Origin of the sequence: Halonatronum saccharophilum DSM 13868 (assembly GCF_000517025.1) — a bacterium.
Classification (GTDB): domain Bacteria; phylum Bacillota; class Halanaerobiia; order Halobacteroidales; family Halobacteroidaceae; genus Halonatronum; species Halonatronum saccharophilum.
Map to the genome: position 1 here is coordinate 1 of NZ_KI912093.1, position 22,719 is coordinate 22,719.

26 protein-coding genes and 2 pseudogenes are annotated in these 22,719 nt (G+C 31.0%); 7 read left to right on the forward strand and 21 right to left on the reverse strand.

The genetic code is table 11. The annotated features are described in order from the left end of the window. The 10 genes and pseudogenes from HALSAC_RS0103220 to HALSAC_RS17000 all read right to left on the reverse strand — a co-directional run. The coding region (locus tag HALSAC_RS0103220) for a cache domain-containing protein (protein WP_169730077.1) at positions 1-754 on the reverse strand (754 nt) is incomplete at its 3' end. Positions 755-812: 58 nt separating this feature from the next. Continuing rightward, a complete protein-coding gene (locus HALSAC_RS0103225) occupies positions 813-1,013 on the reverse strand; it encodes a hypothetical protein (RefSeq protein WP_211231293.1) in 201 nt (66 codons plus the stop codon). A gap of 217 nt (positions 1,014-1,230) precedes the next feature. Beyond that, positions 1,231-2,448, reverse strand: a complete 1,218-nt coding sequence (locus HALSAC_RS0103230) for a replication initiation protein (protein ID WP_027339062.1) — start codon at positions 2,446-2,448, stop codon at positions 1,231-1,233. Positions 2,449-2,846: 398 nt separating this feature from the next. Then, positions 2,847-3,635 carry an ATP-binding protein gene (locus tag HALSAC_RS0103235; protein ID WP_027339063.1) on the reverse strand — a complete coding sequence of 263 codons (789 nt, stop codon included), beginning with the start codon at positions 3,633-3,635 and terminating at the stop codon, positions 2,847-2,849. 124 nt (positions 3,636-3,759) lie between these two features. Further along, entirely contained in the window at positions 3,760-4,254 is a 495-nt protein-coding gene (locus HALSAC_RS0103240; RefSeq protein WP_027339064.1) for a tyrosine-type recombinase/integrase, read from the reverse strand. A 54-nt stretch (positions 4,255-4,308) separates the two neighbouring features. Continuing rightward, a pseudogene (locus HALSAC_RS17780) lies at positions 4,309-4,626 on the reverse strand (site-specific integrase); the annotation flags it as partial. Then, on the reverse strand, positions 4,608-4,745 hold the full coding sequence (locus HALSAC_RS16990) for a hypothetical protein (protein ID WP_156924129.1): 138 nt from the start codon (positions 4,743-4,745) through the stop codon (positions 4,608-4,610). The gene HALSAC_RS16990 and the pseudogene HALSAC_RS17780, both read right to left, overlap by 19 nt. Before the next feature lie 877 nt (positions 4,746-5,622). Next, positions 5,623-6,732 (reverse strand): helix-turn-helix domain-containing protein, encoded by a 1,110-nt coding sequence (locus HALSAC_RS0103255; protein WP_027339065.1) that lies wholly within the window; start codon positions 6,730-6,732, stop codon positions 5,623-5,625. 364 nt (positions 6,733-7,096) lie between these two features. Further along, complete coding sequence (locus tag HALSAC_RS16995) at positions 7,097-7,267, reverse strand: hypothetical protein (RefSeq protein ID WP_156924130.1); 171 nt, start codon at positions 7,265-7,267, stop codon at positions 7,097-7,099. Positions 7,268-7,485: 218 nt separating this feature from the next. Next, positions 7,486-7,629, reverse strand: coding sequence for a hypothetical protein (locus HALSAC_RS17000; RefSeq protein ID WP_156924131.1), 144 nt, complete (start codon positions 7,627-7,629; stop codon positions 7,486-7,488). Between the two features lie 432 nt (positions 7,630-8,061). Here HALSAC_RS17000 and HALSAC_RS14875 point away from each other — a divergent pair, with 432 nt between their 5' ends. The 3 genes from HALSAC_RS14875 to HALSAC_RS17335 all read left to right on the forward strand — a co-directional run bounded on the left by HALSAC_RS14875 (position 8,062) and on the right by HALSAC_RS17335 (position 10,424). After that, positions 8,062-8,997, forward strand: a complete 936-nt coding sequence (locus HALSAC_RS14875) for a tyrosine-type recombinase/integrase (RefSeq protein ID WP_051412054.1) — start codon at positions 8,062-8,064, stop codon at positions 8,995-8,997. A gap of 1,056 nt (positions 8,998-10,053) precedes the next feature. Beyond that, positions 10,054-10,275, forward strand: a complete 222-nt coding sequence (locus tag HALSAC_RS16285) for a hypothetical protein (protein WP_051412055.1) — start codon at positions 10,054-10,056, stop codon at positions 10,273-10,275. Positions 10,276-10,283: 8 nt separating this feature from the next. Beyond that, a complete protein-coding gene (locus HALSAC_RS17335) occupies positions 10,284-10,424 on the forward strand; it encodes a hypothetical protein (RefSeq protein WP_211231294.1) in 141 nt (46 codons plus the stop codon). A gap of 425 nt (positions 10,425-10,849) precedes the next feature. Here the strand turns inward: HALSAC_RS17335 and HALSAC_RS0103285 are convergent, their stop codons facing one another. The 6 genes from HALSAC_RS0103285 to HALSAC_RS14890 form a co-directional block, all read right to left on the reverse strand. Beyond that, positions 10,850-11,560 carry a DUF4198 domain-containing protein gene (locus HALSAC_RS0103285; RefSeq protein WP_027339066.1) on the reverse strand — a complete coding sequence of 237 codons (711 nt, stop codon included), beginning with the start codon at positions 11,558-11,560 and terminating at the stop codon, positions 10,850-10,852. Positions 11,561-12,328: 768 nt separating this feature from the next. Continuing rightward, a complete protein-coding gene (locus HALSAC_RS0103295) occupies positions 12,329-12,688 on the reverse strand; it encodes a transposase (RefSeq protein ID WP_027339067.1) in 360 nt (119 codons plus the stop codon). Between the two features lie 4 nt (positions 12,689-12,692). Continuing rightward, positions 12,693-12,950, reverse strand: a complete 258-nt coding sequence (locus HALSAC_RS0103300; protein WP_084804296.1) for a transposase — start codon at positions 12,948-12,950, stop codon at positions 12,693-12,695. Further along, positions 12,947-13,534 (reverse strand): transposase family protein, encoded by a 588-nt coding sequence (locus HALSAC_RS0103305; RefSeq protein WP_027339069.1) that lies wholly within the window; start codon positions 13,532-13,534, stop codon positions 12,947-12,949. Before HALSAC_RS0103305 ends, HALSAC_RS0103300 begins: the two co-directional genes overlap by 4 nt. Positions 13,535-13,681: 147 nt before the next feature. Then, positions 13,682-14,305 carry an integrase core domain-containing protein gene (locus tag HALSAC_RS16775; protein ID WP_084804299.1) on the reverse strand — a complete coding sequence of 208 codons (624 nt, stop codon included), beginning with the start codon at positions 14,303-14,305 and terminating at the stop codon, positions 13,682-13,684. 487 nt (positions 14,306-14,792) lie between these two features. Continuing rightward, positions 14,793-15,239 (reverse strand): transposase, encoded by a 447-nt coding sequence (locus HALSAC_RS14890; protein WP_051412056.1) that lies wholly within the window; start codon positions 15,237-15,239, stop codon positions 14,793-14,795. Positions 15,240-15,420: 181 nt separating this feature from the next. Here HALSAC_RS14890 and HALSAC_RS17785 point away from each other — a divergent pair. The 3 genes and pseudogenes from HALSAC_RS17785 to HALSAC_RS0103325 all read left to right on the forward strand — a co-directional run. Continuing rightward, positions 15,421-15,580: pseudogene (locus HALSAC_RS17785) on the forward strand (transposase); the annotation flags it as partial. Between the two features lie 232 nt (positions 15,581-15,812). Further along, positions 15,813-16,838 (forward strand): ParM/StbA family protein, encoded by a 1,026-nt coding sequence (locus tag HALSAC_RS0103320; RefSeq protein WP_027339070.1) that lies wholly within the window; start codon positions 15,813-15,815, stop codon positions 16,836-16,838. A gap of 2 nt (positions 16,839-16,840) precedes the next feature. Then, complete coding sequence (locus HALSAC_RS0103325) at positions 16,841-17,158, forward strand: hypothetical protein (RefSeq protein WP_027339071.1); 318 nt, start codon at positions 16,841-16,843, stop codon at positions 17,156-17,158. A gap of 65 nt (positions 17,159-17,223) precedes the next feature. On the opposite strand, the gene HALSAC_RS0103330 is transcribed toward HALSAC_RS0103325, so the two are convergent. The 5 genes from HALSAC_RS0103330 to HALSAC_RS17790 all read right to left on the reverse strand — a co-directional run bounded on the left by HALSAC_RS0103330 (position 17,224) and on the right by HALSAC_RS17790 (position 21,979). Beyond that, positions 17,224-17,592, reverse strand: coding sequence for a hypothetical protein (locus tag HALSAC_RS0103330; RefSeq protein ID WP_211231295.1), 369 nt, complete (start codon positions 17,590-17,592; stop codon positions 17,224-17,226). 558 nt (positions 17,593-18,150) lie between these two features. After that, positions 18,151-19,344, reverse strand: coding sequence for a replication initiation protein (locus HALSAC_RS16290; protein WP_051412057.1), 1,194 nt, complete (start codon positions 19,342-19,344; stop codon positions 18,151-18,153). Between the two features lie 770 nt (positions 19,345-20,114). Then, a complete protein-coding gene (locus HALSAC_RS0103340) occupies positions 20,115-20,858 on the reverse strand; it encodes a hypothetical protein (protein ID WP_027339073.1) in 744 nt (247 codons plus the stop codon). Between the two features lie 214 nt (positions 20,859-21,072). Next, the gene (locus HALSAC_RS0103345; RefSeq protein ID WP_027339074.1) at positions 21,073-21,795 is read right to left on the reverse strand and encodes an abortive infection system antitoxin AbiGi family protein; all 723 of its coding nucleotides are present in this window, start codon (positions 21,793-21,795) and stop codon (positions 21,073-21,075) included. 58 nt (positions 21,796-21,853) lie between these two features. Beyond that, positions 21,854-21,979 carry a restriction endonuclease gene (locus tag HALSAC_RS17790; RefSeq protein WP_084804303.1) on the reverse strand — a complete coding sequence of 42 codons (126 nt, stop codon included), beginning with the start codon at positions 21,977-21,979 and terminating at the stop codon, positions 21,854-21,856. 363 nt (positions 21,980-22,342) lie between these two features. Here HALSAC_RS17790 and HALSAC_RS0103355 point away from each other — a divergent pair, with 363 nt between their 5' ends. After that, entirely contained in the window at positions 22,343-22,561 is a 219-nt protein-coding gene (locus HALSAC_RS0103355; protein WP_027339075.1) for a hypothetical protein, read from the forward strand. The last annotated feature ends 158 nt before the right edge of the window (positions 22,562-22,719 follow it).

Consider the following 22,719-nt stretch of genomic DNA (forward strand, 5'->3'; position numbering starts at 1 on the left):
CAGGAGCAGTTACACCTATATTCCATTCCATATCATCTAGTTGATTATATCCTATAAAAAGATCGTGCCCTTCAAATGAGTATTTCCTAAAACCAGATTCAGAATTAATAACTTCATTGGTCATATCAGCTAAACTTCTTAGACTAGGGTCTGATTTTACTTCCTCTAAAGGGTTAAATTGCTCCATAACTAAGTCCATATCCCTATGAGCAACAACAGTTCCTTGACTATTTAGCATATATGCATATCCTCTTTCACCAACTTCTATATCACTAACTATATCTATTATATCACTACCTAACATTCTGGCTATTAAAGCTCCTACAATTTGACCATCATTTTCAATTGGTGTTGCTGCCATGGCCACTGGTGCATTGATAGCTCTACTTATTATCATATCAGAAATATTTGAATTACCTGCCAATGCCTCTTGAACATACCCTCTATCCTCTAGATTTAATTCATTTCCATCAATATATCTTGCTCTACCATCTAAATCAACTAAAGCAATTGTAGCATATCCAGTCCTTTCCACTTCTTCTTTTAATATAGGTCTTATATCTTCCCAATTCATATCTCTAATTATTTCTCTATTCGCAACCCCTTCTAATTGAGCTTTTCTAATATCTAATCTTGACTGAACTACCCTTCCAACATCTTCAGCCCTCTCCACTAACCTATCCTCTGTATTATTTACCATAATATTTGAACTATTTAAATAAGACAATATCCCAAGTCCCATACATACTGTCAATATTAAGCCTCCAACATATAAAATCAACCTCGATTTAATAGAATTAAAATCCACCAAATTAATCACACCCTCTTAATAAAATTTTTTTATAACTAGTACTTTCTACTAAGACAAAAAAATCATCTTTACGATTGGGATATTTAAGATGATTTAATCCATAGACTTTTAATTTATATTCACTTATCCTTACATCTCCAAAAATTAAATCTATATTAAATTTTTCTACATACTTTTGCAATAACCTCTTTAAAATGAACAAAATAGCAGCCTAGTAAACTGCTATTTACCTTCAAAATAACTAGAAAAGGGTAAAACTTTGATATCGAGCCAACACCTTTAAGAACCACCTATCCTAATTAAAAACCTAGCCCCTTCAATTATATAAACCAAGGAAGCTGGACCAAGCATAGTGGGAATTCTTTAAACTGCAAAAGTTTCGACCTTTCATTATTTTTACAACTCTTAATCCTTAATTCTTAATTAAAAAGAAGGTCTTCCAACTCCTCTCTAATCTCCTCCTCCAATGCCCCTAGTACATACCTCTCCTTAGACATAGTACTTCGCACAAAGTCAGGTAACATATCATAGCCCTCCAGGTACTTATCCAACCTTTCACTAGATAAACTTTCATACCTCTCCTTAGCCTTTTTTGCAGCCTTCTTTATGATCTTCTCCTCTAGCTCCTTCTTTCTCTTTTCCTCTTCTTTCTTCTTCCTAGCCAACTCTTCCTCTGGCTTCTTTTTCTCCATTTGAGCTACAGCATAATGCCCACTCTCACAAGAAGATTTCAAAAACCCAAAGAAATTATCAGGCTTAGCCCCCTTAACATACTCAATATCCCCTTTTATGTACTCAAAGCTATGCTCCTTAAGTAGTTTCTCTAACTCTCTCTTATTAGCCTCTACCTGTTCTTTTAAGGGTAATATAGCAAATAGTTCTAAAACCTCCTTAGAATACTTCTTCTCTTTAACTTTAACCTCTACAGGAACCTCTTCCTTCTTCCTCTCAATTTCAAAATCAATAAAAGCAATCCTCCTACCTCTCTTTTCGGTAGAATAAGACAACTTAATATCCGTCTTCTCTGATATTTCTTCACAGGCTTTATCTAATACTCTCTTTCTAAAATCAGTAAAATTAGAATATTTATCTTGGGTGTTAGTTCTCTTTCTAAACTCTTCTACAGACATTTTAGGAATCTTATAATTTTGATACCTAATAGCAAGTTCATATAAGATAACTGAATATTTACTATCTAGTTTAGCTACTTGTAATAGATCAAGTTGAGTAAAAAAACTTTGTCCCTCTAATGCCTTCATAATCATCCAATCTAAAGAGTATCTAAACACATCTCCTTCCTTTTCTACACTATTTAAAAAGTGAAACATCTTCCAATTACTCTTGTTTTCTTTATCAACTACTGTTATAACTATACCTAGTAATTTTTCTAATTCTTCTTTTATGTAGGCATAATCCTTTTTATTTAATCCAGCACTCTTTTCTAATTGACTACAAGATATTTCGAATACATACCTTGTTTTATCATTTATCTCCTCATATTCTTCATTAAATTTAATTTTACGTTGAGCATTTCTTAGAAAAATATTATAGCACTTTTGTTGTATTAAGCTAATACTCTCCTTTGGTAATACACTTATAAGTTCATTTGGTTTATTTAATGCTATCCTCTTCTTCATAATAATCCACCTTTCTGATATTATGGTCTAATTTTATCACACCAAAGATAGAAAACAAAGACATAAAATAAAATTATGTCTTTTTGAATTCGCAATTTGTCTTTCTATCACCGCAATCTGTCCGCTTAACCTCGCAAAATGTCTTTTTATCTCACCATTTTGTCCCTTTATTTTTCTCTAACCCCTTGATTTATAAGGCTTCTTAAAAGCCTAAAGATATAAAAGATATACAACAACTACTAAAATACCATTTAAATCCCGTCGTTGTTAAAATATTTAGAAATCAAAAAAAGACAGCCCAACCTCAGCTGCCCTTTTACTATCCTATTCTTTCAACCTGCAATTCCCCTTAAGGTTTATAATTTTTAACTTTTAATCCTTAATCCTTAATTGCTCTATCAGTCTTTACTAACAATCCTAATCGCATACCGAAACAAATACGAAACCCCCATGCCAATCCCAGCCAACATGTAAAGATCCCGCTCTCCAAGCCCTAAAGCCACATACCTAGTAGTCATAATTGCTACTACTCCTACTAACATTACAGGAGCTATATTAACCTCCTCACCTTCTACTCTCTCATCATCACCACGAAAGAACTCTCCCTTACCCAAAGCCCAAGCCCTTCCAGGAACCCCCTTAGACTCTTGGCTAATCTCAGCAGGGCTCATCAAACACCCCAAAGAGCGGACCACATGCCTTCCTAGCTCCAATCTATTCCTTCTATCAATTGCCTTAACCCTAATCTTTGCTCTCCCCCACAAAAGCCTCTTTACCCTTTCTTTAAAGGAACCAATCCCAGCCAAATAAACACTATTCCAATTACCCAAAACCGTCAAAAAAACAGCCTGCTTAGGCGAAATCCTCTCCAAATCATCCACAAACAAAGTAACCTTAGTATGAGACTTCAAAACCTCCTCCTCCAACTCCCTAACCTTTTTCTTTCCAACAGTAATTCCCATCGCTTTAGCGATAGACTTAACAATCTCCCCTCTAGTTTGATTACAAGACAAAAAAACCTTACTTTCATCCTTACAATTAACAAAAGCCCACTTCAAAAGCTCAGTCTTCCCAATCTCCCGCTGCCCCACCAAAACAAAGAACTTCCCACTTCTTAACCGCGGATAAATCTCTCTTTTTAACAATCGATCCCGACCAATTAACTCCTTAGTTTCAACCTTATCCATACAAACACCCCCTATAAATTCAATTAAGAATTAATGATGTAGAATTAAGAATTAAAAATCTTAATGCTCTTGATCTTTAATTGTTGATCTTTAATTGTATTTGAAGGTTTATAATTCTTAATTCTTAATTATCAAGAACTTTAGTGGTCTCTTCATTAATCTGAGTTCTAGCATAAATCTGAGTTGTACTGATTGAAGCATGACCTAAAAGCTTTTGAATCTCTCTTAACTCAACCCCTCGCTTTAAAAGTATAGTAGCAAAGGTATGGCGTAAGCTATGAAACTTCTCGTAACCAAGCTTTCTTAAATCTCGATCAACAATCTGTTTCTTCTGTTTATAGCCATCCCTTCCCTCAGCCTTAAACTCCATTAGAGCTTCCAAAAGCCAGTCAGGTGTAGGAACCTTCCTCTCTTTATCCCCTTTACCAATAACCTTAATAGAATTATCAAAGATCTCAACATTTTGAATCTCACTGATTCTAAGCCCACACATCAACATCAAACCAAGCCAGATCCCTTCTCTCTTATCCTCAGCAATCAACTCTTTAGCATGCTCTCGGATCTTAACAAATTCATCCTCACTCTTAGCCTTAGGTATTCTCTGCTTCCCTCGGCCCAATACAACCTTTTCAAGCTCAAGATAAAGGTTAGGATGTTCATCTCTTAAATACCACTTAGCCAGCTGCCTTAAAGCGCTGACCCTTCTCTTAACTGTATTAATATCCTCATCAACATTAGCCTGTTCAATATCCTCAAGAGATAATTTATACAGGGTTTTCCCCTTAGATTGAGCAACCCCCTTCCAATATCTAAGATCAGAACGATAACCTCTAATAGTATTCTTACTCCTGCCAGCCGAACTTAAAAAATCAAAAAAGCCCTCAATCTTCCTAGGTCGACCCCTTCGCCCCTTAACCTCCCTTACTTGACTTATACCTTGATTTAAACCTTGATTTTCAAGGTTTACAATTCTTAATTCTTTATTTTTAATTGCTCTTCATCATTCTTAATTGTTTTATCAACTATCCTCCCATTAATAATCTCAATCTCATCATCTATACTAGTTGAATCAGAAGGCCAAAACTTCTCGATCAGCTTACTTAAAACCATAATACCCCCACCCCCATATCAGAATCATCAACACCCTAACTCCAAATCAGAACAAAGTTGTTTCAATTCCAGACCTAAGTTGCTTCAATACCTATTATAGCAACCTCCAAAACAAAGCCTATAATTACGATATTTTCGCTATTATATATATACAAAAAAATAATAAAAAAAAGATTTATTTTATCTTTATTAATTCTAGCAAGATGATACTACAATTTTTCCCAGCAGGCTACAAAAATGCAATTACTTAAAACATAATTTCTATCTACTCAAATCTACTAAAGGACACTTTACTAAAAAAGCAATATAGTCAAACACAACTTGGTCATTTATGACTATATAATCTTTAAAGATCCTAAATAAGATCAGTATGTTCTGATTAATTGATTAAACTTCTTCTTATATAAATTCATACTTCTAAATATAAAATCTCATTAAGTAGATATCTTTGGGCTCTTGATCTTTTCTTTTAAAATACTTTAGTTGTTAAACTAGCCTCTAATATTTATCACTCTTTCTTTATATAAACCTTCTTTATAGACAGACCAAACCCAGACCAAACCCCCATAAAACATAAGTTCACACCCAGCCCCATATTTTCAAAACTTACCTCCAAAACAGTAACAAACCTTAAAAACTTAACTCTTAAATTTTAAAAACTTAACTCCAAGGCTCAAAAAATAAAAAAAGCCCCCCAAAATCAAAGGCGACTTTCTTCTTATAATTTAATTTTATTCAAAAAAATACAACAAAAAGTACTGTCTAATTGTTAATTATTAGTTCTTAATTATTAATTCCAAAAAAAGACCTACTACCCCCTTGGAATTTAATTAAGAATGGAGAGTTAAGAATTAAAGGTCTTAAGTACTTTTAATCCTTAATTTTTAATTAATTTAAATCCTTCTTCTCTTCGCATTAGATAAATAAAGTACCCCACACTTCCTCTATCTGACACAACATCCCTACTCTTAGCCTTTAGGCAGACCCTATCTAAGTAAAATTCTCCAATCTCTTCTATAACCCCATAAGCCTTTCTAAAGTTAGGTAAAGAAAGCTTAATAGCTAAGTCCTTAAATACCTGGCATACTCTAGAGAAGTATTGGTGATGATTTACCCGCTCCACCTCTTCATCTAGATTATCTACTATCCCCAGCTTGAAATTATTAAATTCCACCTTCAACTTATCCTTAGCCTTAGATATTCCACTCTTAATAAGCTCTAGCTTATCAAAAAACTCCCCCTTCAACTCATTGGCTAAATTTATAACCTCTTTAATAGAAACACCATTTACCATCTCTTTAAGATTTCCTAAACTTAGATCAAACTTACCCCTCTTATTATTAGGGCTATGGTGGTTTCTTAGATAATAAGTCCACTTCAACCTCAACTTCTTAGTCCTAGTCTCCTTAGCCTTACCTTCAAGGTCCTCTGCAGGGATAATAATTGCTCTACCAAATATATAATCATTAACCCTATAGGAATTGACCTTTGAACTCCTATCTACAGAGATAAAGCCATTCTCCTCCAACCAATTCAATCCAAATCTATAGGTACTACTATCCTTATACCCACACCACTTAGCCAGATCTTCAACCTTCTTATGACTTACAACCCCTTCACCATCACAGAACTTAGCTAAAGATCCCAGCACAAAATAAGCCGACTTTGCCTGAGCTTCATCAACCAACCTTTTAACAATACCTTCAGGGATCATAACCCCATTCTTAAAGTAATATATATCCTCATCTTTAGTAATAATTTCACTCTTACTTACCTCAGGTATTCTTACCTTATTTTCTTTCTTTCTAAAAATATCTTTACTCTTAGATATATTAAGATTATTTAATTGTTTCTTACCTTTTTTCTCTTGTAACCTATCTAACTGCTCTCTAATCCTTTTATATCTTTTATCTTTCCGACCAATCCCTTGGGCTGCTAATTGAGCTAGTATTATATTTAATTGCTTTATATTTTGTTCTATTGACATAAAAAACAACCTCCCCAGTATTCTGAGCAGGTTTCCGAAAGTCATTTTTTATCTTAAATATCTTTTGCCAATTTTTAATAACAATTTATTACTTGACAAATTCTCAGTCTATATGGTATCATATAAACATAATTTGATATTTAAGTTTCCAAAACGTCTGGAATCGTTTTTTTCGGAAACCTTACTTCAAACTCCTGCGCCAACAGGAGTTTTTTATTTTTTTGTATAAATTTATCCAAAGATTAGCTAAACTTGTCTTTAATTATATAGTAAGAATTTGCAATAGTCAACTTCTTTAATTTTATTACTCAAAAATATCAAGCCCCATCTTTCTTCTAATCTCTTTCTTATGCTCTCTAGAATGTCAAAGAATAATCAAGTCAAGTAACTTAGATATCTTAATCTCATATAAAAAAGCAAGCTTTCTAACCTCATTCCAAACTCCTTCATTAACCATAGTAGAAAGAGTCTTAACCTCACCTAACTTTCTCTTCAGATCATCTTGATCAAAAACAAGGTTAGACCCCTTATCCATCCTAAAATTATCATAAAAGCTATCAACAATCTTATCATAATAGACTTTAAAAACTCTTTAATAATCTTTTCCAAATAATCACTGGTAGAAAACCCTTCAATAGCCGATCCTTGGTTAAGAAAATTCCACCTAACCTTAGATATATTGATATTAACCTTCTTCTTCTCATTAACCTCATCAATCCTAATTTCCCTCTTAAAAGCCTCAAAAAGATGCCTTTAAACCCCCTCATCCTTATGAAGATTAAATAAAACTTTCTCCAAATAATTATCAATCGTAAGGTTAGAAAACTCAGCCCCCTTTTTAACCGTATTCCACAAACTCCTATCAAGCTCAGCATTTACAGCTGCTCTCTCATCCATCCTATCCCACCTTTGTTTTAATTCTTAACTTCCAATTATCAACCATTAAAGATAAAAATCACTTTCTAGATAACTTATTCAATACATTAATAACCAAATATAACTTCCCTGTAGATAAAGCAACAATATTTTATCTATTTGATCGAGACCCTTGCTATAATGATAAATCTATTGTTGAAGAGTTGATTAATACCTTAAAAGATCCTTATGAAAATGAAGAATTAAAAGGAGGACTACTTTTATTAAGCTAATAAACAAATATTTAAAAAACAAGAAGAACTTTATAATCAAAAATCTAAATATAAACTCTTAAGTCTGCTTTCAATAGATTTTATCTATTGATTAAAAGGGTCAACATCCGTAAAGTTTGAATTACGGACATTAATTATGGTATAATATTTAGTAGTAGTATTATAATTAGGAGAGATAAAAATGGAAGAGATGAAAGTAAGAAAAAATCAAATCATAGAACTATCTATAAAAGACTTAGTCGATAAATTCATTGCAGCTCAAGATGTAGCCAAGTCCTCTCGTCAAATTTATCAAAGAGAGTTAAGACAATTTATTAATTGGTTAGAGTCTACAGATAGAATTGAAACCTTAAATTCATTGGCTAGAGAAGATATACTCCAATATAAAAGAGATTTAATTAAATCCCAAATGAGTTCCTATACTATCTCCAGTTATATAACAGTTGTTAGGAAATTCTTTCAATGGTTAGAAAGTGAGAAAATCTATCCTAATATCACTCAAAATATAAAAGGGATGAAAAAGCCAAAAGGACATAAAAAGAACTGTCTAACTGTTGATCAGATAAGAGAAGCCTTAAATTCAATTAATAGAGAAGATTTAAATGGCAAAAGAAATTATGCTATCTTTAATCTATTAGTTAGAACAGGCTTAAGAACAGTTGAGGTAGCCAGGGTCAACGTAGGCGATATCAGACAGAAATCAGATCAAGCCGTTTTATATATTCAAGGCAAAGGAAGAGACCAGAAGGATGATTTTGTAATATTGACCAAAGAAGCTTTAAAGCCAATTAGAGATTATCTAGCAGCTAGAGGAGATATAATTGGAGAGCAAGAACCTTTATTTATCTCTCATTCTAATAGAAATTACGGTAAAGGCTTAACTACTAGAAGTATTAGAAGGGTTATTAAAGGTATTCTAAAAGAGATTGGACTCAATACTACAAGATATTCAGCCCACTCACTACGCCATACTGCAATTACCCTAGCTATCAAAGGGGGAGCTAGCTTACAACAGACCCAAGCAATGGCTAGACATAGTGATCCTAAAACTACCATGATCTATTATCATAACCTTAATCGAGTAGAAGAGGGTGCTGAGAAGAAAATTAAGATTTAACCTTATATTATCTATTATTAAGTGGGTATCTAAGGGCCAACAACCAATATAGAGAAGGTGCTAGATTATATTATGATCTAGATATACCCAACAAAGAGGTTCAATATATCTACTAAGAGATCATTATAGATTGGTATGATTAAATCATTATAAACTTATAATTCACAACCAACAGTATTAAACGATAATCTTTCTATTAGATTTATTTGGAATAATTTCACCTCTAAAAATATGAATAATAGCCTAAGCTATTTATATTAGTTCTTTTCTTATAGTAAATGGCATTAAAGGTATAGAAACCTATATTAATCTTTTAGGAATAGTCTATACTTTCACAAAAATATTTCTGTTTTGGTCAGAAGAATTTAATCTATTGAAATCTTTAAGCTCTTAAGAAGTAAAATCACAGTTAGCCCTTTATATTAGGGAAGAATTAATTTTAGATAGTTTCTTATCTAGGCTTGAAAGCACAAAAATATATTGTGTTTTAAAGAGGATTTTAAGCTACTTTATTGATAAAAGTAATGCTGTTAGTTAAAGTTGTAAAGCGGCATTGTATAATTAAGTGCAACCTCAAAAAATAAAAGCAGCCCATTACAAACAAATCTTATACAATGTTGTTACCACAACAACATTGTATAAGATTTGTTATAATTAACTATAGATATTTTACTATAGACGAAAAAGAGAGAGTATAATCAAATATAAAGCCCAAAATCTTACAAGTGAAGAAGTAAAGAAGAGGTTAGATCGTCATAAATAAACCATAGGTAGAGAAATAAGAAGAAATAGTATAGATGGGGAATATAGTTCTCATAAAACTCAACAAAACTATGAAAAAAGGAATGCAGCCTGTGATAGAAAGCTAATATTAGAAAATGATTCAAAGTTAAAAGAAACCATCAAAAAATTGTTATCAGAAGACTTATCGTTAGAACAAATAGAATCTTGGTTAAAGCTCAATAAAAAAAGTATATTTGCTTTAAAATAATCCATAGAGTGATTGAAGAAGGCAGCTTATAATTATCAGCAAAGGATGTATTAAGAAGAAGAGGCATGACTAAAGCGCATAGCACAAAAGAAACAAGAGGAGTCATACCTGACAAAATAATGATAGATGATCGTCCAGAAAAAGATAATAACAGGACTGAAGTAGGAGACTTTGACAGTGACACAATAGTTGGAGCAGGTAAAAAAAGAGCTATCGTGATTTATGTTAATAGGAAAATTAGATATTTAATAGTTGATATAACGCTCAAAGAAAATCAAAAACGTTAAATATCACAATGATAGATTTATTTGAGGGTACACCTCAAGAATTTGTAAAAACTTTTACCTCAGACAACGGAAAGAAATTTGCTAAGTTTAAAGAACTTGAAAAAAATTTGGGCATTAAAAATTATTTTGCTCATCCATATTATTTATGAGAAAGAGGAGCTAATGAAAATACTAATGGATTAATAAGACAGTACATTCCTAAGGGAACAGACTTTAGGAATGTAACAAAGGAACAAATAAAAGGAGTGGTGACTAGATTGAATAATAGACCAAAAAAAGTGTTAGGATTCAAAACCCCAGCCAAAGTATTTTGGACTGAGGTTAATAGTTACATTTGATTTGGTCTTTGGTGTTATTTAACTTAATTAATTATATAATTCCCTCTGAGAACCTTTATTAATAGTAAGTTCTTAGGGGTTTTTTGATTTTTGCTATTTTGTGTGAAATTTAATTTTGCCAACGAAATAGTCAGCACTATTCAACACAAGATAAGAACTATAAATTCTAATTAAAAACTTAGGTTAGTTGTTTATAGCAGTAAAAAATTGTAAAATAAACTCAGGCTAAAGTTTCATTAAAGTGTAGGAAGATAAAATGTAGTTCGATATCTAGTATCCCTAATACCCTCAATAGTATATCTTGATTCTAAAATATAGTTATAATTACGATTTAAATTTAATTTAAATCTACCATTATTATCAGCTTCTAACCTTTGATAATTTTCAGTAAAGACTTCTTCACCTCTTTGAGCCTTATGTACTCTTACATCATCTGTAGCTATTGGCTCACCTTTAAATAAAACTTGAAATTCTAATTCTTCTCCTTCAACAATATCTTCAGGATTAGAAACAAGGGTGATTTCTAAATCAAGACCTATTGGATTATGATTAGGTCTTTGATCACCAACCAAGACTATACTTTTACCCATATCATGAGTTACTCTCATAAAACCAGCCGGTTCTCTTGTTAAACTAAAAACATATTCTCCTTTTTGAGCAAAATCCTTAGTAACTTCATAAAAAGTATCTTTTCTATTCATATTGACATCTTCTATATCTCCATTTGGCAATCTAACTTCAAGTTGCATATCATCCATATCCCGCTGAGCTATTGGATCATCAACATTAGCATAGAAAGTGTCAAAGTCTAAAACATCTCCAACTTCAGCAATAATTGGAGTTTCAACCCAAATGCAGTGTGCAAATGAAACCCCTGAAAAGATAATAACACTCAATAAAACAAATAGTCCAATTCCCATTCCAGCTTTAGAATTTTTAATTAGCATAATTAAAACCCTCCTGTTTTTAATTCAAAGATTATTTTAGTACTACAAAGATTAAACCTTAAGTATCATCAATGCTATTTTATCATCTTAACACCACCTTTTAATGTAATTTCTTTATAAGCAAATAATGAAACTACCTTTTAATCCTACCTCTACTTCATTTCCCAAAGTTCCAGTATTCTCCATATTAGAATCATAAATAATAATAGCTCTTTGCACACTAATCCTCCTCTTTTTAACAATGAAATTCATTCTCATTCATTTCGTAAAAAAAGACTTTTGAAACTTACTTCATTACGCAAGTGCTATTTAACTTGAAGTTTATGACTTTAAAACTAAAATTCTAAGTAATACTGTTTGCTTTTAATGAAGCCTTCAAAAATAATTAAAATTTTATTTAATAGATTTAATTTAGGAAATACATAGTGTAAATTGAATATTCAAACCGGTAAAATGAGAATAGTTTTCAATCTCTTGTTAATTATAATACCTATATTTTGTGCTGTCAAGAATAAAATAAAAATATTTCAACCTCTTTAAGGGTGTTTGTCAAGTGAGTTGTCGCATTTAATTTAAAAATTTCGGGTCTCTGTCAAGTGTTGTGCAAAAAACTCTTCTTCAAATTAATTAATCATATAGCATTTTTAATATACCTTAACTTAAGTCATATTCTTCTAAGTGAACTTATTTATTATAACAATTCGTACCTTTCCCTAACCCTCTCTTACCCTAGGAGAGGGGGCTAGGGGGTGAGGTATGAAGCATTGATTAACTTACTGTGTTAAACACTCTACATCTAAGATTATTTATATTTGGAACACCATAACCAATTCTTTTGACCAATTTAATTTTATTATTAATACCCTCAGCGTATCCATTAGTTATCTTGTAATTAAAGTAATTTAGAATTTCTGTTTCCCAGTGCTTAACGGTTCCTTTGCTATCGTTAAATGGTGCTAACTTACTATTAGAAACCCTTTGATACCATTGATTTAATGCAACTGTAGCTTCATCTATATTATCTAAATTTAAGAAGTCTCTAAACTCTTCTTTGAGCTCCCAAGCTTTTTCTAGTTTTGAACTTAGCTTAAATAAAGTTAATAGTTTATTATGTTCTTCATCTTTCAAATCTTCACCACGTTTTAGTAATAGTTAATCGACTTTTATAAAACTTTCTCCTATTGGTTTTACCTAATTTAAATTGCTCAGATTTTCTAACACTATCAAGAGCATTATTTATTAAAGCTACTATATGAAACTTATCTACTACAATTTTAGCATGTGGGAAGACTTCTTCAATAGCTGATTTATATGGAGTCCACATATCAATTACAAAAGATTCTACCTGCTCTCTTTGTTCTTTAGATAATGATGAAGTGAAGTATTCTATTCTATTATATTCTCTTTATTTCTCTGAGGTAGTATATCAATTAGTTCATGACTAATAGGATCACATATGACAAGAGTATATTTCTTTTTCTTTAATACAGAAAATTCATCTAAACTAATAGATTTAGCATTTTTTAATTTAGATGTTTTTTCTTCAATCATTGGATTTACTTGCTTTTTTACTGCATTATCAATAGAGGTATAGCTTAAGTTGTTCTCTTTTGCAACAGTAGTATAGTTCTTGCTAATAGTCTCATTAGTTAAATAAGTATCATATCGCTTTGTCTTGCGACTATATGAGTCTATACTGTCATAGTGCTCATTGATACCTCTTTTACCACAGCAATTACAGCGATATCTCTTTTTATTAAGTCTGATAACAACCATATTGTCTCTTATAGGGATATCTTTAATGCTTTGCCACCTTTGATCATGAAGTTTATCTGTGGTAGAACTACAATCTGGGCATTTAACTGACTTATCTTTTGCTTGAGCTATAAAAATATATAAACCTTCTGTTTGAATTAAATTTATTACATCCAGGTCTGGTAATTGAAGAAAATTTGTGATATTATTATTTTGCATTTACTAGACTTCTTTCGAATTTGGTTGTGACGACTAATTAATTCGACAGAGTTTAGTAAATGCATTTTTATTTTTTGAATTTTTTGTTACACAATATTAATTATAGACCCAAAATTTCTTTGAATACTTCTTATCTATTAACTCCAATTATGAATTCTGCTGACTAAGATGTTTTTTCACCTCTTCTTCTTTCATTGGATGTAATGTAACATATTCAGGAAGAGACCAATCTCTAATTTCTCCTGACCATCTCTCTGGATGAGCTGCCTTTGCTTTTTTATATGTTTCAGTACGATTTCTCATTATATCTATATCAAGTCCATAATGCCTCTGGTAGGGAGTTATAAACTTAATGCCACTATGCAAATGAGTATGGTTATACCAATCAACAAATTCTAAGACCCATTCTCTGGCTTCAGTTAGGTCTTTAAATCCTTTTTGAGGATAAAGGGCTCTATATTTCATTGTCTTAAATAAAGACTCAGAATAGGGGTTGTCATTACTTACTTTTGGTCTTGAGAATGAACTTTGTATCCCTAGTTTTTCTAGAGTTACCTGAAAAGTTACTGCTTTTATTGGACTACCATTATCAGAATGCAACATTAATGGTTTATCTTTTTTAGCTATGCCTTGAGATAACGTTGCTTTTCTAATTAACCTTTGAGAATATTGGGCATTTTCTATTTCCCATACTTCATATGCAATTATTAATCTACTAAACATATCAATTACTAAAATATAGCTTAAAAAATTTACCCTTAATAGAAGCATTGAGCAATATTATATCCCAAGTCCAAACTTGATTAGGTTCAGTAGCTACATGTGTTGGTGTTTCTCTCTTAACTGGTTCTTTAGATTTTCTTCTATGGGCATTTAATTTTTCTTCTTTTAGGACTCTATAGAAAGTTGATTCTGAAGCGATGTATTCACCTTTATCAGCTAATTTAGGTACAATTTTTGACGGTGGTAAATCAGCATATTCTTTACTATTTGCTACCTTAATAATCTCTTTTTTTCTAGTTCAGTTAATTTATTTTTAGGTGGTTTTCTTTCAATTAATAGTCTTTTATCTTTTTTAATATCACCATCTTTAGTCCACCTTTGATAGGTGCGCGCATAGATACCAAGCTCTTTACAGGCTGGTTCTAATCTAGAGCTACTGTCTCTAGCTTCATCGATCAGCTTTACTGCTTTTTTGCGATCTGAATTACTGATTAATCTTCCTTTTGCTCCCCCCCAGATCGCAGTTGCCTTTTTTCTAAGGACCAGTAAAGCTGATCGATGAAGCTAAAGCTTTTTCTTTATGTCTTAGTTCTTTTTGGAGTTCCTTGATCTTTTGTTGTTCGTTTTTTAGGTTTTCTTTAAGTTCTTTAGGATCTTCAAACTTAGTGTTATTAGCACCTTGACACTGCTTTATCCAGTTTTTTAATTCTTCAAAGTGAATTCCTTTTTCTCGGCAGTATTTAGAAGTTTCTAGTTCGGATAAACTAGCAGTTTCTAAAACAGCTTGAAATTTATCTTTAGAGCTCCATTTACTTGATTTTTTGCTGGTAGTTAATCTTTTGTTAAGAACTTTCTTTCTCCACGTGTAAAGCGTATTTTTAGATATATTTAATTCTTTAGCTAAGTCAGAGACTTTTTCACCATTGGCAAGTCTTTTGAAAACAGATTCTTTTAATTTTTTAGAGTAATTTTTTTTAGGCATATTAATTCTCCTTAGGATTTTTATTGTCGTTACTTTATTATACATAGATTTTAATCTATACGACAACTATACTAACACATAGGGTACTATCATCTTACAGAAAAAGAGAGTTTAGAAGACTTTGTTTCTGTTTTAGGGGAGAATCCAAAGTTAAAACAATTGATAGAAATGGAAAAAAATAATAGATGTTTTAACTAATCGATTTGATTTAGGTGCTCATATTATAGCCAAATTATACAAAGAACGTTGGCAAATATAATTATTCTTTAAGTGGATTAAGCAACATTTAAAGATAAAACGATTCTTTGGGCATAATCAAAATGCCGTTTTAATTCAAATCTATAGTACTTTAATTTTATTCATACTGTTGACATTAATTAAGAGAAAAACTAGGTTCAAAGGGACTTTGCTTAAGTATTTACTATTTATAGATAAACAAAAACCTTTCTTGTAAATATTACGAAAATTCACAACAAAAAATAATCTTCTCCACAACTTTCGTGAATACTTGTAAATTTCACGAAATAGTGTTATAATAAAGACAATAAAGAGAATATCAAGGAGGGTCAACAAATGAGAAAAGATAATATTAAATACGCTGGAATAGACCTAGGCTACGATACGATTAAGCTTATAACCGACCAAATGAAAGATAGCAGCGAAGGTGTACTAAAACTACCTAGTTTAGTAGAAGAAATCAATGATGAACTAGATGGATTAGAATTAAACAAAGAATTTTCCAAACAAAATGCAATACTAACAATCGATGGGGTTACATATGGGGTAGGAGACTATGTAATAAGCCAATTTAGCGGAATTGGGGCCAACTATCGGGCCGACAAATTCAACTCTGATAGTGAATTGGCCAAGCTATTAGTAGGATTTTCAATCTTACACCCACAAGCTAACGAGATAGTAGTAGACTCCTTAGCAACTGGACTACCTGTCAAATACTATGAAAAGTACAAAGAAGACCTTAAAAAGCGATTTGAAGGAGAATTTAAAGCAACCATCAATGATAAAGAGATAAAGTACAACTTTAAAAATGTTACAGTCTTACCTCAAGGGGTTGCTTCCTTAGCTTACTATATCAACCAAGATAAGAGCTTTGATTTTAACCAAGAAAAATGTCCCGTCCTAGATATTGGAGGACTTACCACCGATGCAGTCTATTATAATAAAGGTGTTTTAGTTAAAGGCTCAACCTTTAGTATGGAAAAAGGAATGTCTAATGTTTTTAAATCAATGGCAAAAGAATTAGTTCTAGATGAAAAACTTATCAGAGATGCAGTCATAGCAAAAGAAGAGAGAATCTCCTTAAATACTGGAGATGTAGATCTTAAAGAAGCAAAAGATGAGGCTTGCCAAAACCTAGCTGCTTTAATAGTAAACTACACCTATAACGAGTGGAGAGACTTTATTGATACCATCGATAGCATCTTCTTAGTAGGTGGGGGAGCAGAAATCTTAAAAGATCATTTAAGCCAAAAATTTGAGAACATCAAATTAGAAAAGATTATGAATGCCCAAGAAGCTAATGTATTAGCCTATCTATTAAGAGCAGAAGCTATCTATAATAAATTAAATAAGGAGGGCTAAAATTGGATTTTAGAGCCGATTTAGTCATCAACCAGGATAACACCCAAGAAGAGATGATGCAGTGGTTTGAAGCAAAATACAAAGCCCACTCTGGTACTAAACGGGATTTTGTTAGATTTCTAGTCAATGAACTCTACCAAAGAGAGAAAGAAGAAAAAACAATAACCCAAAAGGATATCGATAAAATCAAAGAAGAGGTCTTAGATTATGTGCTAAAGTATCTAAATCAAGAAGGTTTAAAAGAAGAAATCACCAAGAAGATCAATGACTTAGATGAAAATCAAATTGATGCCCAAGATAAGATGTTTGGGCAGTTTTAAAAGTTAAGAAAAAAAGTACCCTTAACAAATAAGAAAAAGACCATCAATTGATGGTCCTTTTCTTATTAAAATGTAAATCCAATTGCAAAGTCAGGAATTCCAGCACTTACAAAGAAAGTATCATTAAATCTATAAGTATACCCAAGACCTATGTATAGCAATAATATAACCATAGTTCCATACTCAAAGTAACCAGCGCCCCCTTTAGAAGGTAATCCGTCTCCAAAATAATTTCTCTTAGTATAGCCAAGCGTCCAATTAATTTCACTTATGGAAGTACTAAATTTTTCACCATTTATGTACTTATCATCAGTTCCTCCTAAGATAGGTGTGGTTATACCAAAACTTACTGTGATATTATTAGTGTTCGTATTTATATTAGTATTTTCGGCAAAAGCAATCTGTGAAAATGCTAATACCACTAAACAAATCATTAGAAATATTAAACTTTTCTTTTTCATAGTAATCACTTCTTATTTATTTGTCATATATATTTTCTAATTGAGTTAATTAATTCCTTTAAAAACAACTAAATAAATTACATATCAACACTCAAACCCTGCAAAGTCCATTCTCCACTCTCAACTGCCTTTAAGAACAAGGAAAGGATAGGTAGAACTTAAGAAACCCACTTAAGTACCACCTATCCTAATTAAAATCTCAACTCCTCTCGCTTCATTACCTAGGACCTAGCAGCCCCTCTAATTATACACACCAAGGAAGGTGGACCAGGCATAGTAGGAATTCTTTAAACTGCAAAAGTTTCGATCTTTCATTATTTTTTACAATTCTTAATCCTTAACCTTTAATCTTTAATTAAAAAGAAAGTTTTAATCAGATTTTAATCTGTGCCAAGCCTTTGATCCTAATATTTTAAAATCTTTGAGGTTCATAACTATCAATTTTCAATTCTCAACTGTTTTTAACTGCCTTTGACCTTTAAGCCTTTAAGCTTTTAAGGTTTATAATTCTTAACTCTTAATCCTTAACTCTTAATTAAAAAGAAGCTCTTCCAACTCCTCTCTAATCTCATCTTGTAAGCTTCCCACTATATACTCTTTTCTACTTGGTCTTATATTCTCAGGTACAAACCTAGCCATCCTATCATACTCATCATCATATTTATCTAACTCTTCCTTAGATAAATCATTATACATCTTAACTGCCTTCTCTTTAGACTTCTTCTCTATATTATCTTTAATCTGCTTCTTTAGCTTCTCTTCCTCTGCTTTTTTCCTAGCCAATTCCCTTTCTTTCTCCTTCTTCTCCAGCTTAGCAGCAGCATAATGCCCACTCTCACAAGAAGATTTCAAAAACCCAAAGAAATTATCAGGCTTAGCCCCCTTAGCATACTCTATATCCCCTTTTATGTACTCAAAGCTATGATTGTCCAGCAAAGCCTTTAACTCCCTCTTATGAGCCTCTACCTGCTCCTGATGGGGTAATAGGTCAAAAAGATCCAGTACCTCCTTAGAATATTTCTTCTCATCATAACCAAAACTCTCTACCTTCTCTTTAACAACCTCTTTCTTATCTATTAAAAACTTAATTCCCGTTACCTTCCTTCCAGTCTTAACCTCCTCAAAGCTCATCTTCAAATCCGTCTTCTGGTTTATCTCCTCTTGGGCTTGTAACAACACCTTCCTCTTAAAATTATTATACCTATTATAACTCTTATTCTCTGCACCAAGCATCTTCTTTAACTCTTCTAACCCAAGAGTTCTCTCTCTTATCCTCTCATACTGCTTTAACAACTCATAGATTCTAATCGAATAAAAGCTCTTTAATTCAAGGATATTTTCTAAATAATACTTAGTAAAGTTATTCTTTAATTGCAAGAAATAAGGTTTCAACTTTGGATCATAACTTAAAGTAATCGTACTATTCTTATTGTTATATACACAACTACTTAAAAAAGTAGTTACCAACCTTTTCTTATCAGATTGATTAATCTCAATCTTCCTTGTAATTAATCTTTCTATACTCTCTCTCAAAGCTGCGTAATTTGTCTCTCCTAATCCTAACTCATCTAATAAATCTTTACTCCTAAATTTATGTTCTTTAAACTCCTCATCATCCATATTTATCATACAGGCTAATTTTGCTACTATCTTAGCCTCTGTACTTGTCATATTATACTTACTTTCAATTACCTCATTATGTTTTACAATCAGATTATTACCCATATAAACCTCCCTCGTTATTATTATATCTTATTATATACAAATAAATACTACTAATCAATAAAAGAAGTAGTATTTAACATTAAATAAGTAGCATTAAGCATTAAAAAGGTAGTTTTAAGCATTAGAAAAGTAGTTTTTGACATTAAAAAGGTAGCATTTCACCTCCACAAACCCAGTAACTACAAGGGCTCACAAGGGTCGGAAAACTCTTTAAAACATATTAAAACTATTAAAACAACTACAACAGGAAAACTATCAAATAATCCACATAATAATCAGGATTATATCTGTTGTTGTTAAATATTTTAAACAAAAAAAAGATAAAGAACATAAGTTCTCTATCAGCCAAAAGTATCTATCTAACATTTGAGAGAAAGAGAAATCTCACAAATATTGCCTTCGGGGATTTTTTCACCCTACTTTATCGTCAAAGAGCCTGCAAAGTCCTACTCCACTCCGTTACCTAGGACCTAGCAGCCCCCTTCAATCATACAGACCAAGGAAGGGGGATCAGGCATAGTGGGAATTATTTAAAAATTATTCGATCTTTCCTTATTTTTTAGAATTCTTAATTCTTAATCTTTAATTCTAAATTTTATAGATTCCCACCATGCCAAGATCATAAAACCTTAAAACCTCCCAACCCATCCTGCTCTTAAGGTTTAACAATTCTCAATTCTCAACTTTCAACTGCTTTTAAAGCAAGCAGGTTGGTACCAAGGCAGCAAAAACCACTACCTTAGTACCAACCTGCACGATAAGATATCTTCTTATGGTAAAATTAATTTATCTGATTTGTTTTCAGTTTTATCAGATATACAAAATGGTTCACAATTAATCACTGTAAATGCCATTAATGCTTCTAAACTATACTTCCTATAAAATTTATTAAAACAAATATACATTAGATATGTTAATGAAGTAAAAAGAATTAATAAAGCAACCATATTATATCTATTAATATGATTAGTAAATCCTAAAACTAAAGTTATCCAGAAACAGATATTAAAAATAAAAGTAGTTGTTCTAGTAAACCCAAATAAAGCTACATAATTTTGCATTTTTGAAAAATGAGTTGGAGATTTTTCCGAGGAAAAATGATAAATTAATCTAAACCAATCTTCTTCTTTAACTTCATCAAAAGAAAAATTATCACTAACAAATAATTTGATTTTTTCTTTAATACCTTCTTTTAATTGCAAACAACTTATATTTTTTGCAACTAATTTATTAATGCCAAATAACCTTCCAATTATAGTATCAATAAAAACAAGAGGTAATAAAATAAGTATATTAAACCCCCTAATATAACGCCTTATCCATTTATTTTTCTTGATTTTAAAAACACCTAATTCATTTTCATCTTGTATATCAAGTAAATAATTAGATGGATATCCTAATACCCATATAGAGTATCTTTCAATGGTAATAGAAGAAAGAAAACTAATTATATGACCTATAAGATAAGAAAGTAATATTAATATAATTATTATGTTACTTTCAAATAAACTCAATCTATTAAAAATTAATTCTGAATTAAAACCAAGTATATTTTGTTCTAAAAATTCTAAAAAATCAAGAGAAATTAATGCATATATAAATACTGCTCCAGGTATTAAATAACCTAAAAAATCATAAATAGAAAATGGATTTTGCTTTAAAATATTAATCTCCTCCCATTTGAATTATATCTATCATCTTTATTCTAATTTACCTTAGATAAAATAGTTATGCTTTTTCCAGAAATTCAAACGGTATTATTGTTATATTATCTTTATAGTTATTTATGTCCAAGTGATTTTTAACTTCAGAAATAAATTTTTTAGGAACTAATAAAGCTTCAATATCTTTTTCAGTAAAATGATAATCTCCTTCAGTACTCCTCCATTCTCTTTCCCTATAAAAAGTTTCATTATCCACTTCACTAAAATGTGTAATTTTTATATACTTTTTTAATTCACCTAAATATTTATTAAGAAAAACATTATATTCTTCACTTTCTTCTAGATTGAATAAATAACTCATAAGTTTATAAACTGATGCTTTAGAATCAAATGTCTTTTCAGGATCTAATTTTCTATTCGAATCTACTTTTATATCGCTTGGAATAGGAAAGTTACACTCTTTATATAATACTGGGTTAAAATATTTATAAATTGAATTAGCAGAAAATCCAATAGCTACTTTACCATAATAATTTGCATGGTATATCAAGTCTTTAAAAGGTATATCACATACACAACAAAACCCATTAGTTCTAACATTACCATGAATTTTTTCTGGTGAACCTGCAAGTAATTTTTTTGATGCTAATATAAGTTTTAATATTTCAACTGATTCACTTGCTTTTTTATATTCCCCTTCTATCTCTTTTGGCATTTTAACTTTACTCCAATTAACATCTGGACTTCCAGTAAAATGCCAATATATTTTTGAATAATATCTTTGCATAACAACACCAACCTTTTTAATAAATTAAGTCTAGTTTTTTTAAAAGCATATTTCTATCTCATAATTCAACATCATTTATCTTAGCTAATTCTCTAGCAGATTTAATAAAATAGTTATTTGTGACTACTATAGATCTTTGAGTATTATAATATCTTTTAGCTCCTATTACTTCTTGAATAGTCACATTAGAAGCTAACTTTTAATATTTCTTTATTTGTATTACAGTTTTGTATTTTTTTCATTATTAAATCTGCTCCTTGATATCTATTCTTTTTAATTAACTTAAGATTAACACCATAACTTATATAATTATGCTTTCAAAGGCTAAATTCCTTTTAAATCAATTAAAAGAATCTATTTCCAACATCTTTCGACAATATCCCCAAACAAAAAAGGCAGCTAGAAACTAGCTACCTCCACTAAGATCTCATTCTACTTCTAAGCCCAACCTCATAAATATAAGTAAATCACAAAATTTTTTAATTGCTTTAAGGTTTATAATTCTAAACTCTTAATCCTTAACTCTTAATTAACAAGGAGGGCCAACATGCTTAAAATCCAAGACTTACCTGGACTTCAAAAAGTACCTAACAAAGATTATGACTGTGAGTACCTAGCTACCACCAAAGACTGGCTAGATAAGCTACAAGACCATACAATAATCGGAGAAAAGACTCTACTTAAAGATATCGATTATTTAATAGCCAACCAATACACCTTCTTCCTCTGGTTTAACCACAAAGAAGAACTAGTCTTTGAGTGGTAACTCTCAACTTTCAACTGCTCTTAAAGGTTTAAAAGTTTTAAGCTTTTAAGTTTTACAACTCTTAATTATATTTGAAGCTTTATAATCCTTAACCTTTAATCTTTAATTAAAAAGAAAGTTTTAATCAGATTTAATCGGCTCTTATCAGATTTTAATCT